The 15,644-nt window shown below is 74.2% G+C and carries 13 protein-coding genes; 8 read left to right on the top strand and 5 right to left on the bottom strand.

Translation table 11 applies throughout. The features are described 5' to 3' along the window. Positions 1-18 precede the first annotated feature (18 nt). The 5 genes from AB0O91_RS37195 (at position 19) to AB0O91_RS37175 (ending at position 6,665) form a co-directional block, all read left to right on the top strand. Positions 19-1,554 carry a peptidoglycan DD-metalloendopeptidase family protein gene (locus AB0O91_RS37195; RefSeq protein WP_363442926.1) on the top strand — a complete coding sequence of 512 codons (1,536 nt, stop codon included), beginning with the start codon at positions 19-21 and terminating at the stop codon, positions 1,552-1,554. Between the two features lie 95 nt (positions 1,555-1,649). Further along, a complete protein-coding gene (locus tag AB0O91_RS37190; RefSeq protein ID WP_363442924.1) occupies positions 1,650-3,035 on the top strand; it encodes a hypothetical protein in 1,386 nt (461 codons plus the stop codon). Between the two features lie 220 nt (positions 3,036-3,255). Next, positions 3,256-4,023 carry a serine/threonine protein kinase gene (locus AB0O91_RS37185; protein ID WP_363442849.1) on the top strand — a complete coding sequence of 256 codons (768 nt, stop codon included), beginning with the start codon at positions 3,256-3,258 and terminating at the stop codon, positions 4,021-4,023. A 9-nt stretch (positions 4,024-4,032) separates the two neighbouring features. Continuing rightward, positions 4,033-5,400 (top strand): serine/threonine-protein kinase, encoded by a 1,368-nt coding sequence (locus AB0O91_RS37180; protein WP_363442846.1) that lies wholly within the window; start codon positions 4,033-4,035, stop codon positions 5,398-5,400. 200 nt (positions 5,401-5,600) lie between these two features. After that, the gene (locus AB0O91_RS37175) at positions 5,601-6,665 is read left to right on the top strand and encodes a BTAD domain-containing putative transcriptional regulator (protein ID WP_363442843.1); all 1,065 of its coding nucleotides are present in this window, start codon (positions 5,601-5,603) and stop codon (positions 6,663-6,665) included. Between the two features lie 25 nt (positions 6,666-6,690). Here AB0O91_RS37175 and AB0O91_RS37170 read toward each other — a convergent pair whose 3' ends face one another. The 4 genes from AB0O91_RS37170 to AB0O91_RS37155 form a co-directional block, all read right to left on the bottom strand. Continuing rightward, complete coding sequence (locus AB0O91_RS37170) at positions 6,691-7,782, bottom strand: alpha/beta hydrolase-fold protein (RefSeq protein ID WP_363442840.1); 1,092 nt, start codon at positions 7,780-7,782, stop codon at positions 6,691-6,693. A 44-nt stretch (positions 7,783-7,826) separates the two neighbouring features. Then, positions 7,827-10,319 (bottom strand): penicillin acylase family protein, encoded by a 2,493-nt coding sequence (locus AB0O91_RS37165; RefSeq protein WP_363442837.1) that lies wholly within the window; start codon positions 10,317-10,319, stop codon positions 7,827-7,829. Between the two features lie 141 nt (positions 10,320-10,460). Then, positions 10,461-11,129, bottom strand: a complete 669-nt coding sequence (locus AB0O91_RS37160) for a cutinase family protein (protein ID WP_363442835.1) — start codon at positions 11,127-11,129, stop codon at positions 10,461-10,463. Between the two features lie 166 nt (positions 11,130-11,295). Continuing rightward, positions 11,296-12,231: a LysR family transcriptional regulator gene (locus tag AB0O91_RS37155; RefSeq protein WP_363442832.1), complete on the bottom strand. Its 936-nt coding sequence runs from the start codon at positions 12,229-12,231 to the stop codon at positions 11,296-11,298. Between the two features lie 108 nt (positions 12,232-12,339). Between AB0O91_RS37155 and AB0O91_RS37150 the strand changes: the two genes are divergently transcribed. After that, complete coding sequence (locus tag AB0O91_RS37150) at positions 12,340-13,383, top strand: zinc-dependent alcohol dehydrogenase family protein (RefSeq protein WP_363442830.1); 1,044 nt, start codon at positions 12,340-12,342, stop codon at positions 13,381-13,383. Between the two features lie 82 nt (positions 13,384-13,465). Here AB0O91_RS37150 and AB0O91_RS37145 read toward each other — a convergent pair whose 3' ends face one another. Next, positions 13,466-14,095, bottom strand: a complete 630-nt coding sequence (locus AB0O91_RS37145; RefSeq protein WP_363442827.1) for a TetR family transcriptional regulator — start codon at positions 14,093-14,095, stop codon at positions 13,466-13,468. A 173-nt stretch (positions 14,096-14,268) separates the two neighbouring features. On the opposite strand from AB0O91_RS37145, the gene AB0O91_RS37140 reads away from it, so the two are divergent. Both AB0O91_RS37140 and AB0O91_RS37135 read left to right on the top strand, forming a co-directional pair. Continuing rightward, complete coding sequence (locus AB0O91_RS37140) at positions 14,269-14,970, top strand: SDR family oxidoreductase (RefSeq protein ID WP_363442824.1); 702 nt, start codon at positions 14,269-14,271, stop codon at positions 14,968-14,970. A 74-nt stretch (positions 14,971-15,044) separates the two neighbouring features. Beyond that, positions 15,045-15,467: a tautomerase family protein gene (locus AB0O91_RS37135; protein WP_363442821.1), complete on the top strand. Its 423-nt coding sequence runs from the start codon at positions 15,045-15,047 to the stop codon at positions 15,465-15,467. The last annotated feature ends 177 nt before the right edge of the window (positions 15,468-15,644 follow it).

The following is a 15,644-nucleotide window of genomic DNA, read 5'->3' as shown; positions in this document are numbered from 1 at the left end:
GCGAGGGGAGTGAGGGGCCTGAGGGGCGCTCGGGCGGAAGCCCCGCTCCCCCGCCGCGTCGCGCGGCTGGCGCTGGCCGTGGCCGCCCTGCTGCTGCCGGTCGGCGTGCCCGCCGGCCCGGCCGGGGCGTCGACCGCCGCGACCGCCGGGTTCGCGGCGTCCTGCCCGGCCGCCGGTCCCATCACCCAGGGCTACACCCCGGAGCACAACGGCATCGACATCGCCAACGACTACGGCACCCCGATCTACGCGGTCGGCGACGGCCAGGTGGTGGCCTCCGGGCCGGCCCAGGGCTACGGCCAGTGGATCCGCGTCCTGCACCCGGACGGGACCATCACCGAGTACGGGCACATGCGGGAACGGGACGTGGCGGCCGGCGACCACGTGACGGCCGGTCAGCTGATCGCGCGGATGGGCAGCGAGGGCGAGTCCACCGGCCCGCACCTGCACCTGCGGGTCTGGGCGGACGCGAACGCGACCGTGCGCACCGACCCGGTCGGGTACCTGGCGGACCGCGGGATCGGCATGCCCTGCACGCCGGGCACCGGCCCCCGCCCCGCCCCGCCGGTGTACCCGGCGCAGTCCGGGAAGGTGGTGTCGGCGCGCTCGGCCGACGGGCGGCTGGAGGCCTTCGCCGCCGGGGCCGACGGCGTTTCGCACGCCTGGCAGACGGCGGTCAACGGCGCCTGGTCCGACTGGGAGTCCCTGGGCGGGCCGGGCGGCGCCGAGTTGGCGATCGGCCCGGACCAGGACGGGCGGCTGGAGCTGTTCGCCCTGAACGGCAGCACACTGCAACACCGCTACCAACTCCAGCCCTCCGGCACCTGGTCCGGCTGGGACACCTTCGGCAGCGGCGGCCACGGCATCGCCGTCGGCGCCAACCAGGACGGACGCCTCGAAGTCCTCGCCTCCGGCCCGACCGGACTCTTCCACAAGTACCAGACCGCCCCCAACAGCGGCTGGTCCGGCTGGGAATCCACCGGCGGCGGCCCCGCCGACAGCCAGGTCGCCCTCGGCAAGGCCCCCGACGGACGCCTCGAAGTCTTCGCCCTCAACAGCACCACCTTCCAACACCAGTGGCAGACCGCCGTCAACGGCGCCTGGTCCCCCTGGGACACCTTCGGCAGCGGCGGCCACAGCCTCACCGTCAACCACAACCAGGACGGCCGCCTCGAAGTCTTCGCCTCCGGCCCGGTCGGGGTCTTCCACAAGTACCAGACCGACCCCACCACCTGGTCCGGCTGGGAAGCCACCGGCGGCCCCGCCGACTCCCGACTCACCAGCCAGCCGACCGCGGACGGCCGGGTCGAGGTCTTCGCGATGAACGGCAGCACCGCGCAGCACACCTGGCAGACCGGCCTGAACGCCCCGTTCAGCCCGTGGGACTCCTTCGGGGGCCCCGGCACCGGGATCACCGCCACCGCGAACGCCGACGGCCGGATCGAGGTCTTCGGCACCAGCAGCACCGGCATCCACCACCGGTGGCAGACCGGCTTCTCCACCTGGTCCGAGTGGGCCTGGCTCAACACCACCGCCGGCCCCGCCGTCGGCTGAGGAGCGATCACGTGACGAGCACGCACCGCGCCCGCCGGGCGCCGCACCGCATCCTGCTGTCCGCCGTGGCCGCGCTCGGCGTGGCGGCGGGCCTGATGGTCGGGGCCGCGCCCGCGCCGGCCGCCACCGGCATCGACCTGTGCGCCGAGGTCGGCTACCAGGCCGGGTTCCGGGGCGACGCCCTGGTGACCGCGATAGCCGTCGGCATGGCCGAGTCCAGTTGCAACCCGTCGGCGTCCAACGTCCAGAACAACACCCCGCCGTCCCGCGACCGCGGCCTGTGGGAGATCAACGACTACTGGCACCCCGAGGTCAGCGACGCCTGCGCCTTCGACGCCCAGTGCAACGCGAACGCGGCGTTCCGGATCTCCAACGGCGGCACCAACTGGCAGCCCTGGTCGACCTACAACCAGGGCGCCCACCAGCGGTACCTGGGCGCGGCGCAGGCCGCCGTGGACCGGCTCGGCCACCACGACCCGGGGCCGGCGCCAGTGGTGTACCCGGCGCAGTCCGGGAAGGTGGTGTCGGCCCGGTCGGCGGACGGGCGGCTGGAGGCCTTCGCGGCCGGCGCGAACGGCGTTTCGCACGCCTGGCAGACGGCGGTCAACGGCGCCTGGTCCGACTGGGAGTCCCTGGGCGGGCCGGGCGGCGCCGAGTTGGCGATCGGCCCGGACCAGGACGGGCGGCTGGAGCTGTTCGCCCTGAACGGCAGCACACTGCAACACCGCTACCAACTCCAGCCCTCCGGCACCTGGTCCGGCTGGGACACCTTCGGCAGCGGCGGCCACGGCATCGCCGTCGGCGCCAACCAGGACGGACGCCTCGAAGTCCTCGCCTCCGGCCCGACCGGACTCTTCCACAAGTACCAGACCGCCCCCAACAGCGGCTGGTCCGGCTGGGAATCCACCGGCGGCGGCCCCGCCGACAGCCAGGTCGCCCTCGGCAAGGCCCCCGACGGACGCCTCGAAGTCTTCGCCCTCAACAGCACCACCTTCCAACACCAGTGGCAGACCGCCGTCAACGGCGCCTGGTCCCCCTGGGACACCTTCGGCAGCGGCGGCCACAGCCTCACCGTCAACCACAACCAGGACGGCCGCCTCGAAGTCTTCGCCTCCGGCCCGGTCGGCGTCTTCCACAAGTACCAGACCGACCCCACCACCTGGTCCGGCTGGGAAGCCGCCGGCGGCCCCGCCGACTCCCAACTGACCAGTGAGCGCTCGCCGGACGGCCGGGTGGAGGTGTTCGCGATCAACGGCAGCACCGCCCAGCACACCTGGCAGACCGGCGTCAACGCGCCCTACGGCCAGTGGGAGACCTTCGGCGGGCCCGGCACCGAGGTCGGCGCGGCGACCAACGCCGACGGCCGGATCGAGGTCTTCGGCACCAGCACCGCCGGCGTCCACCACCGGTGGCAGACCGGCTTCTCCACCTGGTCCGAGTGGGCCTGGCTCAACACCACCGCCGGCCCCGCCGTCCCCTGACGGCCCGCCCACCGCACCACCGGGCCCGCGGACGGGAGTGCTCCCGTCCGCGGGCCCCGCCGTTGCACCCCCGGCGACGGCTTCACCCGCCCTCCCCGTCACGTGGCGTGCACCACCATACGGTTTATTGTCATGCCCAAGGAGGTAACGTTCGTCCGTCTGCCCACCACCGGCAGGCGGAACGGTGCGACGGGGGAGCAGTGCGCGGGACGGAGGAACGGTGAGCGGAATTCTCGTCCACCTGCCGGAGGGGAACGGCGAGGACCCGGTGACCCTGCGGCTCGGTCCGGGGGAACGGGCGCGCTTCGGCCGCGGCTCCGCGCGGACGCCGGTCGAGCTCCGGCTCGGTGACGAGACCGTCTCCCGGCTCGCCGGGGAGATCCACGCGACCGACGACCACTGGCAGTTGAGCAACCTCAGCAGCACCCACGCCTACCTGGTGGAGAACCCGGAGGGCGCCGGCGAGTACCTGCGGGTGCCGCCGCGGCGGATCGGCGCACCGATCCCGTTCGAGTTCTCCCGGGTGGTGCTGCCCTCGCGGCGGGAGACGCCGCTGTCCTTCCAGGTGTTCGCGCCCGACCACGTCTACCTGGACGCCCAGGCCCTCGGCCGCGGCTCCTGGGAGAGCCGCACCATGACGGCGTACTCGCTGGACGAGACCGCCACCTACTTCCTGGTCCTGGTCGCGCTCTGCGAACCGTGGCTGCGCGACCACTCCCCCGCCGCCGTGCCCACCACCCCCCAGGTGGTCGAGCGGCTGCGGCTGCACCCCGGCTGCGCCCGGCTCACCGCCCGCGCGGTCAGCTCGCACCTCGACTACCTGGCCGACGAGAAGCTCCGCATCGACCTGCCCGACGGCGCGGGCCGCGCGGACCGCCGCAACGGCAAGCGCGAGGCCGTCGTCGGGCTCGCGCTGAAGTTCGGCATCGTCCGCGAGGAGCACCTCGCACTGCTGCCGCGCCCCGAAGCCGCAGAGCCGGGACGGTAGGAGGGCCCGATGGCGCACGACCCGTCCTGTCCCGCGGACGGTGAGGACCTGCTGCCGCCCGGCCACCGGGTCGGCGAGTGGATCGTCACCGAGCCCATCGGCGAGGGCGGGTGGGCGGTCGTCTACGCCGCCCGCCGGGCCGACGACCCGGCGGACGGCGGGAACGGCGTGGGCGACGGCGGCGACGGGGACGGCACGGTCGCCCTCAAGGTGCTGCCGACCGCCGGACTCGCCCCCCGCCAGGCCCGCCAGGTCGCCGAAGCCGTCCGCCGCGAGGTGGAGTTGGCCCGCACCGCACCGCACCCCCGGCTGGTCCGGCTGCTCGACACCCTGGTGCTGGCCGCCCCCGACCACCCCGCGCTCGACGGGGCGACCGTCCTGGTCATGGAACGCGCCCGGGGCACCCTGCGCGATCTGCTCGCCACCGGCGTCGACGAGGCCCGGGGCGCCCGGATCATCACCGGCATCTGCGAGGGCCTGGCCCACCTGCACCGCTCCGGCTGGGTGCACACCGACCTCAAGCCCGAGAACGTCCTGATCGGCCGGGACGGCGAGGTCCGCCTCTCCGACTTCGGCCTCGCCATCGAACTCACCGGCACCCACGGCCACTCCGCCCCGATGGGCACCCCCGACTACCTCCCGCCGGAACGCTGGAAGGCACCGCTCGGCGCGGACGGCGTCAAGATCCGGACCACCGCCGACATCTGGGCGCTCGGCATCGTGATCCACGAGGTGTTCGCCGCCGGTGTCCCGCCCTTCCCCGGTGCCACGCCCACCGCCCGCAGCGCCGCCGCCCAGCAGTACGCCGAGGGCCGTGCCGCCCTGCGACTGGCCCCGGCCGTGCCCCCGTTCTGGCGCGAGCTCGCCGCCGACTGCCTCGCCCCCACCCACGCCGACCGCGCCCCGCACACCGCCGAGAGCCTGCTCGCCCGGATCGCCGCCCACCGGTCCGGCCGGCGCCGCAGGCCGCGCGCCGCGCTGCTGGTGCTCGCGACCTGTGCCGCGGTCGCGGCCACCGCCGCCGCGCTCTGGCCGCACGCCGGCCCGGTGGGGCATCCGGCCGACGGCCCGGCCCGCATCCGGGTCTTCAACGCCGAACGCAGCTGTCAGGACCGGGCCGACCGCGACCCCCAGTGCAGCCTGGGCCTCGCCGTCGACCCGACCCGCCCGTACACCGCCGACAACGTCATCCCCACCCGGGTCTGGCACGGCGACGTCCTCGACGCCGACTGCCAACTCGCCACCGGCCTCCCGGTCATCGACGAGGAGGACCGCACCTCCGCCCTCTGGTACCGCATCCGCCTGCCCGGCCCCGCCACCGCCTGGCTGCCCGCCGTCCGCACCAAGGACCGGCCCACGCTGGTCGGGTGCCCCTGAGCCGGGCGCCCTCGAGCCGGGCGCCGCTGACCTGACGCTCCCGGCCGGGCGCCTCTGACCAGGCGCTTCTGCCCAGGGGCCGAGGGCGCGGACCGTCCGGCACGCGCCTCCGGATCGTTCCGGATTCCGGGCCCCGCGCTCCCGTCCCTACCGTCGACGGTGTCCGCCGGACCGGCCGGCCCGGAGCCCAGGGAGCAGCGATGCCGACCACCGTCACCCCCCGCCGGCCGAGCACCACCGTGCTCGGCCCCCAGGAGCGCGAGGTGCTCCGTGCGGTCGGCTGCGGCCTGCGGGACGACGAGATCGCCGTCGCCCTGGCCCTCACCGAGGACGCCGTGGCCGGACAGCTCGCACGGATCCTCGGGACGCTGGGGCTGCGCGACCGGGCCGCCGCCATCGTCCACGCCTTCGACTGCGGGCTGGTCTCCCCCGGCCGCGGCCCCCGCGGCGGGCCGGCCGGCCCGGTGCCGCAGCACCCCGCCCGCCGGGCGGCCGGGCCGAGGGTGCAGATCTCGCTGCTGGGGCCGCTGCGGGCCTGGCAGGACGGGCGGCCGCTGGACCTGGGGCACCTGCGCCAGCAGGCGGTGCTGGCGGCGCTGGCGCTGCGCGCGGGGCGGACGGTCAGTCAGCAGGAGCTGCTCGACGGGGTGTGGGGGTCGGAGCCGCCGGTCACCAACGTGGTGCCGGTGCACGTCTACCGGCTGCGCAAGACGCTGCGGATCGGGGACAGCCCGGACTCGGTGATCGGGCACGACCGGCGCGGCTACCGGCTGGTCCCCGGCGCGGCCGAGGTGGACCTGGTCCGGATGGAGGCCCTGGTCACCGAGGCGGGGGCGGCCCGGCGGGCGGGCGACCCGGCCGAGGCGGTGCGGCTCTGCGCCCGGGCGCTGGACCTGTTCCACGGGGAGTTGCTGGCCGGGCTGCCCGGTCCGCTGGCCGAGTTGGAGCGGGTGCGGCTCACCGAGCGGCGGATCGCCGTCGCCCAGCGGAAGGCGGAGTGGCAGCTGGGGCTGGGCCGGTGCGCCGAGGTGATCGCCGAGTTGTCGGACCTCTCCGCGGAGCACCCGCTGAACGAGCCGGTGGCGGCGATGCTGATGGGTGCGCTCTACCGGTGCGGCCGGCAGGCGGACGCGCTGGCCGTGTTCGAGCGGGTCCGCCGCCGGCTGGCCGGGGAGCTGGGGGTTCCGCCGAGCCCGCTGCTGCGGCGGACGTGCCAGATGATCCTGCGCGGGGACGAGGCCGGGCTCACCGCCGTCGCGCGGTGAGCCCGGCCCGGTCGGGGCGCGGCGGTCAGGAGGCGAAGGAGCGCTCCAGCCGGGGGATCAGGTCCCGGAGGTCCTGTTCCCAACAGCCGCCGTTGTGGCCGCCGTTGCACTGGGTGCCCCAGGCGGCGCCGTCCCCGTAGTCGACGTAGTGGTAGGGCATCCCCAGCGCGTCCAGGTGGTCCTTGACGTGCTTGGAGGCGCCTTCCAGCCAGAACTCCAGGTCGGTGGCCACACCGCGGCCGTTGCCCACGTAGATGGAGATCCCGACTCCGGCGAGCTTGTCCATGTGCTGGGACGGGTCGGCCGCGTTCCACCGCCAGTCGGCGTTGAACACCGGGTAGGGCGTGCCGAACAGGGCGTCGCTGTCCACGCCGGGCTTGTACGGGTCGTTGGTCGGGTCGCCGCAGAAGCCGGAGGCCGAGCCGCAGAGCGCGCCCTGGGCGTCGATCAGCGAGGCGACGACGGCCAGCCGCAGGTCCATCGAGTCGGCCGACAGGTCGATGTCCCCGGACAGCGAGGCGGTCTGGCTGAACAGGTCGGGGCGGTCCTGGGCGTAGTGCAGGGCCCCGAACCCGCCCATGGAGACGCCGGCGACGGCCCGGCCCTTCTTGGTGGCGACGGTCCGCAGGTTGGCGTCGATGAACGGGATCACCTGGTCGAGGTGGAAGTTCTCCCAGTTCTGGGCCCCGACCTGGGTGTTCTGGTTGAGCCAGTTGGCGTACCAGCCGCGGGCGCCGCCGTCCGGGATGACGGTGATCATCGAGGTGGAGGTGCGCAGCGCCGGGTAGTTCTGCTGGAGGGGGTCGTCGGGCGAGCCGTGCAGGAAGTACAGCACGGGGTAGCGCCGGGCGGGGTCGTCGTAGTAGCCGCTCGGCAGGATGACCTTGATGTGGTGCTTGCCGGTGACCTGGGGCGTGGTCACGGTGAGGTTGAACTCGGTCGCCCCGCCGGTGGCCGGCTCGACCTGGGTCAGGCCGAACCGGTCCGCCATCGGCGGCGGCGTGCCGGTTCCTCCGGGGCCGCCGGCGGCCCCGGCCGTGCCCGTGGTGGTGGCGGTCGCGACGACGGCGGCCACCAGGGCCACCACCGTCCGCCACCGGTTCCATGTCCTGCTCACTGTGCTCCCCCTCGGTGGGTGGTGTGGTTGCGCGGGACGGTGCATCAGTCCAGCACCTTGGTCTCCAGCACGGGCGAGGCCGCGATCTGGTCCTCGGTGTACCGGTCGGTCACCCACTGCCCGGCCGAGAACAGCCTGGTCTGGTCCGCGTAGTGCGGTGAGTTCGGGTTCGCGGACTGGGAGTAGGTCAGCAGCGAGGCGGACTGCGGCGGACCGTCGGCGGTGAAGCTCGTCTGCTGGATGAAGCTGGAGCCGAAGGTGACGTCCGACGCGCCGTCGACCAGGCCGAAGGTCACCACGTTCAGCACGCCCAGCTCGTGGATCGCGCCGTGGATCGGGAGCTGCTCGCCGTTGCGGGTGATCTTCTGGGCGTCCGACAGCGGCGCGTTCAACGGGACGCCCGCCTTGCGCAGCGCGAGGACGGCCCGGGCCAGCGAGTTGCGGACGGCGTCGTTCCCGGCGTCCAGCGAATTCGGGGTGTGGGTCGGGTCCTTGGGGTCGAACGGGACCTTCCAGGGCAGTTTCTCGATCGCCTGCCCGTTGCCCAGGAGGTACCAGAAGTTCTCGAACAGCAGCGAACCCCGGCTGTCCGCACTGAACTTGTGGTTCCAGGCGGCCAGGATCGGGCACGCCTCGCTGATGTTGACCAGGTTGCCGTCCACCAGGACGAGCCCGAACGGCGCGCCCTGGCAGGCGCTCACCGTCGCGTCGAGGGCCAGGTCGGCCGCCCGGCTGTTGTCGGCGAACAGCAACTGCCGCATGTTCTCCGGGGTGAAGCCCCGGCCCGGCAGGCCGTCGTTGCCGTCGATCCGGTTGCGCGCCGTCCGGATCAGCTCCTGGGTGCGCAGCGTCCGGGCCGTCCCGGTGTCGCCCATCACCCGGGGGTAGGACAGCGGCTGGTCCGGATTGGCCAGCCAGGCGCTGTCGTTGGCGTTGCCGACGAAGTCGGAGCGGATCAGCCGCGGCTGCTGGTGCGGGTCCAGCAGGCCGGGTGCGACGGCGTTCGGGTCGTTCGGCCAGTCGCACGCGCTGCGCTTGCCGTCGAAGATGGAGATCGGCGGCACCCCGGGCAGTCGCAGCGCCTGGTTGAACAGCGCCTGGCCGGTCAGGGTGAGGCAGGACGTGGCGTGCTCGTCGGTGATGTTCGGGGCGGACTGGATGTCCGCGTACAGGGCGTTGCCCTTGCGGTCGGCGGCGACGGTGTTGAAGAAGGGCACGCCCTCCGTCGTCTCCAGGGCGGTCACCACGTCGTGGACGTCCTTGGCCTGGTCCAGGTGGAACCAGGTGTTCAGGGCCCGCAGGTTGTCCATGTTGGCGTCGCGCACCGCGTGGGCGCTCACCACCCAGGGCAGCGGGTAGCCCTGCATCGCGGTGGTGATCGGGCCGTAGCGGGTGGACCAGAGCGTCCTGGTGACCCGGCCGACGGAGCCGTCCGGGTTCAGCACGTCGACGCCGACCTGCTGCGAGGTCATCGGCGTCCAGACGCCGTCCACCAGGTAGTTGGTCGGGTGCAGCGGGTCCACCTGGACGTCGAACAGGCCGAACGGGGCCACCGTGGCGACGGTGTGGCTCCAGGCGACGTCGTCGGTGTGCCCGATGTTCACCGCGGGGAGCCCGAGCAGGCTGGCCCCGGAGACGTTGAACTTGCCGGGGATGGTCAGCTGGCTCTGCCACATCCGGTTCTTGCCCTGCCACGGGAAGTGCGGGTTGGCCAGCAGCATGCCGGTGCCGGCGCCCGGCGCGACCCCCTGCGCGCCCACCGCCAGGGCGTTGCTGCCCATGGCGCCCTGCTGGTGGCTCGCGGCGATCGCCTTGCTGATCCCCGCGGCGGTCTCCTGCGGCGAGGCGGCCGGTGCGGCCGGTGCGGGCTGGGCGCCCGGTGCGGCGGCGGCCGAGGCCCCGGGCGGTGCGGCGTTGACCTCGCCGTCCAGCAGCGGGTCGGCGCTGCCCATGATGATCTCGGCGTGCGCGTGCCGGTAGACGTCGAGTTCGGTGATCGGCCGCACCCAGGCGGCGCCGCGGCAGGCCGGGTCGGAGATGTTGTTCACGCCGGTCTCGGCCAGGTACCGGTTGTACCCCTGGACGTAGCCGCGGATCGCCTCCTTCACCTCCGGCTCCGGCCCGTTGGGGGCGGGCTGTTCGAGCAGCCGCTCCACCACCCGGTTGTTGTTGATCCGCTGGAAGTACAGGTCGCTGTTGAGGTTGCTGGTGGTGTTCTGGTTCTGGCCGGGGCTCGCCCTGCCGTCGGGCCCCAGGTAGCGGGACCGCTGGGCGTTCACCATCAGGTAGGTGTCGGCCAGGGTGCAGATGTTGTCCTTGGCCGCGGCGTAGCCGTAGCCCTCCCCCAGACCCGCCAGGGTCGAGGCGATGATGTGCGGGATCCCGTACTCGGTGTAACGGATCGTCGGCCGGTCCGGCCCGGCGCCGGTGGCCGGTGCGCCGGTGGCGGGCCCTCCGGCGGCCACCGCCGTGCCGATCAGCGCCGCGGCGACCACGGCCGCGACCGGCAGTCTCGTCCTGCGTTTCCTCCGTGCCATCGCGCCGTCCTTCCCCTGTGGTCCGGACACCTGTCCGGACCCGGCCACGCTAGGAAGGAGCGATGACAACCCGATGAAGCGCTCGTCCGAGGCGGTCCGGAGCGCTCGTCGGCCGGGCAGCGGCCGACGAGCGCCCGACGGCTACGCGGGGTACCAGGCGCCGTTGTACCAGACCTCGTTGGCACTGTCGTTGTGGTGGTCCATGTTGAAGTCTTCGGGGTAGTTGTGGACGTGGTTGTACGGGTAGGTCCAGATGCCGGCGGACTCGTCGCAGACGTAGTCCCAGTGGCAGATCGTCTTGACCGGGATGTTGCCGAAGAACTTGTCGGCACCGGCGAGCGGGGCGCCGATGATGCCGCCGAACGGCACCGCCCCGCCGTTGGCGCCGGGCGGGCCCTGGCGCTTGGGGTCGGCGACCAGGATGGCGTTGACGTTGCCGAAGGTCTGCCAGTTCTCGGTCACCCAGACGTGCACCACCCCGGCCCCCAGGGAGTACCCGGCCATCTTGACGTGCTGGTCCGGACAGGCGGCGCGCTGGTCACGGACCAGCCGGTTCAGCTCGTTGACGCCGGCCCGGGTGCTCGCGCCGTTGGGGATCTGGGTGGGGTACCCGACGTGCTGCTGGATGTTGCCGGTGAAGCCGTCGTTGTTCCAGGAGCTGCCGGTGCCCCCGACGACGATCGTGTAGGTGCCGTCGCACGGCGCGGTCACCCGCGTGCCGGCCGCCTGCGCGGTGGTCGCCTGTGCCGCGGTGAGCCCGACGGTCAGCAGGAGTCCGGCTGCCGCGGCCACGGTCCTTCGTGCTCGCATTCAATCCTCCAGGGCAGGGGCCGACCCGTCGTCCGCGCCGACGCGGCGCCGGGTCGACCGGGGTCACCCGACGACCGTGGCAGCGGGCGATGACATCGCGATGAAGTCCCGGCCGCCGGGCTCACGGCCGCCGGGCCCAGAGCAGCCGTGCCCAGGGCAGCCGGGCTCAGGGCAGCCGCGCCGCGGTCGCCAGGCAGGCGGCCACGGCGGGTTGGTCGGCCGTGCCGTGGCGGACCGCGGTCTCGATGGTGCGGCTGAGCGTGCGGTCGGCGACCGGCCGTGCGGTCAGGCCCGGGGGGAGGTGGCGGGCGGCGAGGCGCGGGACCAGGGCGGTGTGCCCGCCGCCGGCGGCGAGGGCGACCATGGCGGAGAAGTCGGTGCAGGTGTGCCGTACCCGGGGGGTGAAGCCGGCCGAGCGGCAGGCCTGGAGCACGGCGTCGCCGCAGGCCGTCCCGGGCGGGGCGGTGATCCAGCCGGTGTCCGCGAGCTCCCGCAGGTCGACCGGGGCGCCGGCCGGGTCGGCGGAATCGGTCGGGTCGGCGGGGCCGGTCGGGCCGGCGGCCGGGTGGTCGTGGCGCAGGACGGCGACCAGCGGGTCGGCCCGCAGGGTGCGGGTCTCGATGCCGGCGGGCCGGGGCGCGGCGAGGTTGGTGTAGCGGTAGACGAGGGCGACGTCGACCCGGCGCTGGAGCAACAGCCGTACGGCGGCCTCGGGTTCGGCCTCGGTGATGTGGAGCCGGAGGTCCCGGTGGGCGGCTTCGAGGGCCTCGCCGAGCGGGGCGGCCAGCGGGACGAGGGCGCTCGGGAAGCAGGCGAGGTGCAGCGGGCCGGTCGGTTCGCCCGCTCCGGCGCGCAGTCCGCTCCGGGCCCGGTCGAGGGCGGCGAGCACCTGCTCGGTGTCCTCGGCCAGGCGGCGGCCGGCGGCGGTGGGGTGGACCGAGCGGCCGGAGCGTTCCAGCAGTGCGGTGCCGGTCTCCTCCTCCAGCAGCCGGAGCTGCTGGGAGACGGCGGAGGGGGTGACGCCGTGGAGTTCGGCCACGGCGGTCACCGTGCCGTGCGCCACCAGGTCGCGGAGGAGGACGAGTCGTCGGACATCGAGCATCAGCCCAGCTTAAGGAGGTGCTGTAGGAGATGTAGCTGGACACGCGAACACCCGGCCGGGGAGGCTGGCCGCCGCAATCCGAGTCCCCGAGAACCGCAGGAGTGTTCCGTGCGCGCCACCGTGATCCACGGCCCCGACGACATCCGGATCGAGCAGGTGCCGGACCCGGTGATCCAGCAGCCGACGGACGTGGTCCTGCGGGTGGTGAACGCCTGCATCTGCGGCAGTGACCTGTGGGCCTACCGCGGAGTGGCCCAGCGGGTGGCCGGGCAGCGGATCGGACACGAGTTCCTGGGCATCGTCGAGGAGGTCGGCGCCGAGGTGCGCGACGTCGCGAAGGGCGACCTGGTGGTGGCCCCGTTCGTCTGGTCGGACGGCACCTGCGAGTTCTGCCGCGCGGGCCTGCACACCTCCTGCCCCGAGGGCGGCTTCTGGGGCTCGATCGGCTCGGACGGCGGCCAGGGCGAGGCGGTGCGGGTGCCGTTCGCGGACGGCACGCTGGTGAAGCTGCCGAAGGAGGCGGCGGGCGAGGAGAAGCTGCTGCCGGGGCTGCTGGCGCTGTCCGACGTGATGTCCACCGGCCACCACGCGGCGGTGTCGGCCCGGGTGCGTCCGGGCGCGACGGTGGCGGTGGTCGGCGACGGCGCGGTGGGCCTGTGCGGCGTGCTGGCGGCGCACCGCCTGGGCGCGGGCCGGATCATCGCCCTCGGCCGCCACGAGCAGCGCACCGCGATCGCCCGCGACTTCGGGGCGACGGACGTGGTGGCCGAGCGCGGCGAGGCCGCGGTCGAGGCGGTCCGGGAGCTGACCGGCGGGCTGGGCGCGCACGCGGTGCTGGAGGCGGTCGGCACCGAGGAGTCGATGCGGACGGCGATCTCGATCACTCGGGACGGCGGCGCGGTCGGCTACGTCGGCGTACCGCACGGCGGCTCCGCGGGCGTCGACATCGGCCGGATGTTCGACCGGAACGTCGCCCTGGTGGGCGGCGTCGCCCCGGCCCGCGCCTACATCCCGGAGCTGCTGCCGGACGTGCTCTCCGGCGCCATCGACCCCGGTCGGGTCTTCGACCGCACCGTGGACCTGGACGGCGTCCCGGACGGCTACCGGGCGATGGACGACCGCAGCGCGCTCAAGGTCCGCATCGCCTTCTGACCTGGCCCGCCCGGCGGCCGCCCCGCGCTCCGTGCGCGCGGGGCGGCCGCGGCGCGTTCGGCCCGCCCCGCCCCCGGGGCCCTCAGGCCGGGGCGTCCAGGTGCCGGCGGGCGGCGGCGAGGATCTCCTCGGACAGCTCCCGGTCCTCGCTCGCCCGGGCCAGCAGGATGGCGCCGACCAGGGTGGACAGCTCGGCCAGGGCGGTCTCCCGGTCGGCGCGGCCGTCCGCCCCGTCCGTCCCGTCCGCGCCGTCCTGCACCGCGGTGAGCTGCCGGTAGCCGTCGACCAGGTCGCTCAGACCGGCCGTGAAGGCGGTCCGGATCGGGGCCCCCGGTTCGGCCCGGGCGGCGTCGGCGGCCAGGGTGGCGGCGGCGCAGCCGGCCGCGGGGTGGTCGCGGTGGAGGCCGGAGAGGTACCGGGCCAGGAACTCGTCCCGGCCGGAGCGGGCTTCCGGTCCGGCCTCCTCCGGGGCGGCCTCGGCGAGCCGGTCCATCGCCTCGCGGCGCTCGGTGAAGGCGGCCCGGAGGGCCTGGACGACCAGGTCGTCCTTCGACGCGAAGTGCCGGTAGAAGCCGCCGTGGGTGAGACCGGCGGCGGCCATCGCCTGCGGGACGCTGACCTGGTCGGCGCCCTTCTCCCGGATCAGCCGGGAGGTGTGGTCGATCACCTGCTGCCGGTGCTGCTGGGCCTCGGCTCGTGACACGCGGGGCATGGTCGGCGGTCCCTCCTTCGTCCTTCGTCCTCGTCCTGAGCCGTCGTCCCCGTCCTCGTCCTCGTCCGCATCCGGTCGAGGCCCTCGCGGAAGGCTCCCGGGGATCCTACTTCCGCATCCGCTTTAGATGATGGTAATAATCTAAAAGCCATCCTAGAGCGAGGGGAACGCACATGACCGTGATCGAAGGCTCTGTCGCGCTGGTCACCGGAGGCCGCCGCGGCATCGGCCGGGCATTCGTCGAGGAACTGCTGCGGCGCGGCGCGGCGAAGGTCTACGCCACCGCCCGCACGCCCGTCCCGGACCCGGACCGGCGGATCGAGGTGCTGCCCCTCGACGTCACCGAGGACGCCTCCGTCGCCGCCCTGGCCGAGCGGGCCCCGGACGTCGACCTGGTCTTCAACAACGCCGGCGTGCTGCACCCGGCACCGCTGCTCACCGCCGACCTGGCAGGCGTCCGGGAGACGTTCGAGACCAACGTCCTCGGGCCGCTGCGGATCGCCCGGGCGTTCGCTCCGGTGCTCGCCGCCCGCGGCGGCGGCGCCCTGGTGGACATCCACTCGCTGCTGTCCTGGGGTTCCGGCTCCGGCGCGTACGGCGCCTCCAAGGCCGCCCTGTGGTCGCTGACGAACTCGCTGCGCCTCGAACTCGCCGCGCAGGGCACCCAGGTGGTCGGCGTGCACCTGGGCTTCGCGGACACCGAGATGGTCGCGGCCCTCCCGGTCGAGAAGATCGCGGTCGCCGACGTCGCCCGGATCGTCCTGGACGGCGTCGAGCGCGGGGACACCGAGGTGCTCGTCGACGACGCGACCCGCGCGGTCAAGGCCGCACTGTCCGGACCGGTCGAAGGCCTCGCCGTCCTCGGCCGCCGCTGAACGACCACAGCTGAACAACCACCGCTGAACGACCGGCACCGCACGACCATCACCGCACCCCACCGAGGAGCACCATGCCGCTCTGGCACGTCTACCACCCGCCCGGCGCCTACACCCCGCCGCAGAAGAAGCAACTCGCCGACGACGTCACCGGGTTCTACACCCGCTTCGGGCTGCCCCGGTTCTACGTCATGGTGCTCTTCCACCAGGTCGAGGCCGACTCCTTCCTCGTCGGCGGCGAGCCCGCGCCGGACGCCGTGCGCATCGTCGTGGAGCACATCGCCCGGCACACCGAGGACCCGGAGCTGCGCCGGCGCACCAGGGAGCGGCTCGCCGAACTGCTGGCGCCGCACACCACCGACCGCGGCCTGTACTGCGAGTTCCACATCGACGAGACCCCGCAGGACCTCTGGATGATCGACGGCCTGACCCCGCCCCCGCCCCAGAGCGAGGCCGAGCGGCGCTGGGCCCGGGAGAACCGTCCGAGCCCGTACTGACCGGTCGGCCCCGTACCCGGCGAGCCCTTCCGGCCTGCGGGCCGCCACCCGGCGCGACCACGGCGGGGCGGCCCCGGGTACTTGGAACACCGGCGCCAGGTACTGGAGCAGGCCCATGACGGTCAGCGGCACCCGGACGGCGGCCGCGCCGAAGAACAGCAGCGGGATCGCGGTGAT

The organism is Kitasatospora sp. NPDC089797, assembly GCF_040684795.1.
Lineage (GTDB): Bacteria > Actinomycetota > Actinomycetes > Streptomycetales > Streptomycetaceae > Kitasatospora.
Note: the sequence above shows the minus strand (reverse complement) of the source record. Positions and strands in the feature narration are given on the sequence as shown.

Excerpts from the sequence above, each read along its gene's own strand:
- AB0O91_RS37160 (WP_363442835.1), bottom strand. The coding sequence starts at position 11,129 with ATGCGAGCACGAAGGACCGTGGCCGCGGCAGCCGGACTCCTGCTGACC.
- AB0O91_RS37190 (WP_363442924.1), top strand. The coding sequence starts at position 1,650 with ATGGTCGGGGCCGCGCCCGCGCCGGCCGCCACCGGCATCGACCTGTGC.
- AB0O91_RS37180 (WP_363442846.1), top strand. The coding sequence starts at position 4,033 with ATGGCGCACGACCCGTCCTGTCCCGCGGACGGTGAGGACCTGCTGCCG.
- AB0O91_RS37135 (WP_363442821.1), top strand. The coding sequence starts at position 15,045 with ATGCCGCTCTGGCACGTCTACCACCCGCCCGGCGCCTACACCCCGCCG.
- AB0O91_RS37155 (WP_363442832.1), bottom strand. The coding sequence starts at position 12,231 with ATGCTCGATGTCCGACGACTCGTCCTCCTCCGCGACCTGGTGGCGCAC.
- AB0O91_RS37145 (WP_363442827.1), bottom strand. The coding sequence starts at position 14,095 with ATGCCCCGCGTGTCACGAGCCGAGGCCCAGCAGCACCGGCAGCAGGTG.
- AB0O91_RS37175 (WP_363442843.1), top strand. The coding sequence starts at position 5,601 with ATGCCGACCACCGTCACCCCCCGCCGGCCGAGCACCACCGTGCTCGGC.
- AB0O91_RS37140 (WP_363442824.1), top strand. The coding sequence starts at position 14,269 with ATGACCGTGATCGAAGGCTCTGTCGCGCTGGTCACCGGAGGCCGCCGC.
- AB0O91_RS37165 (WP_363442837.1), bottom strand. The coding sequence starts at position 10,319 with ATGGCACGGAGGAAACGCAGGACGAGACTGCCGGTCGCGGCCGTGGTC.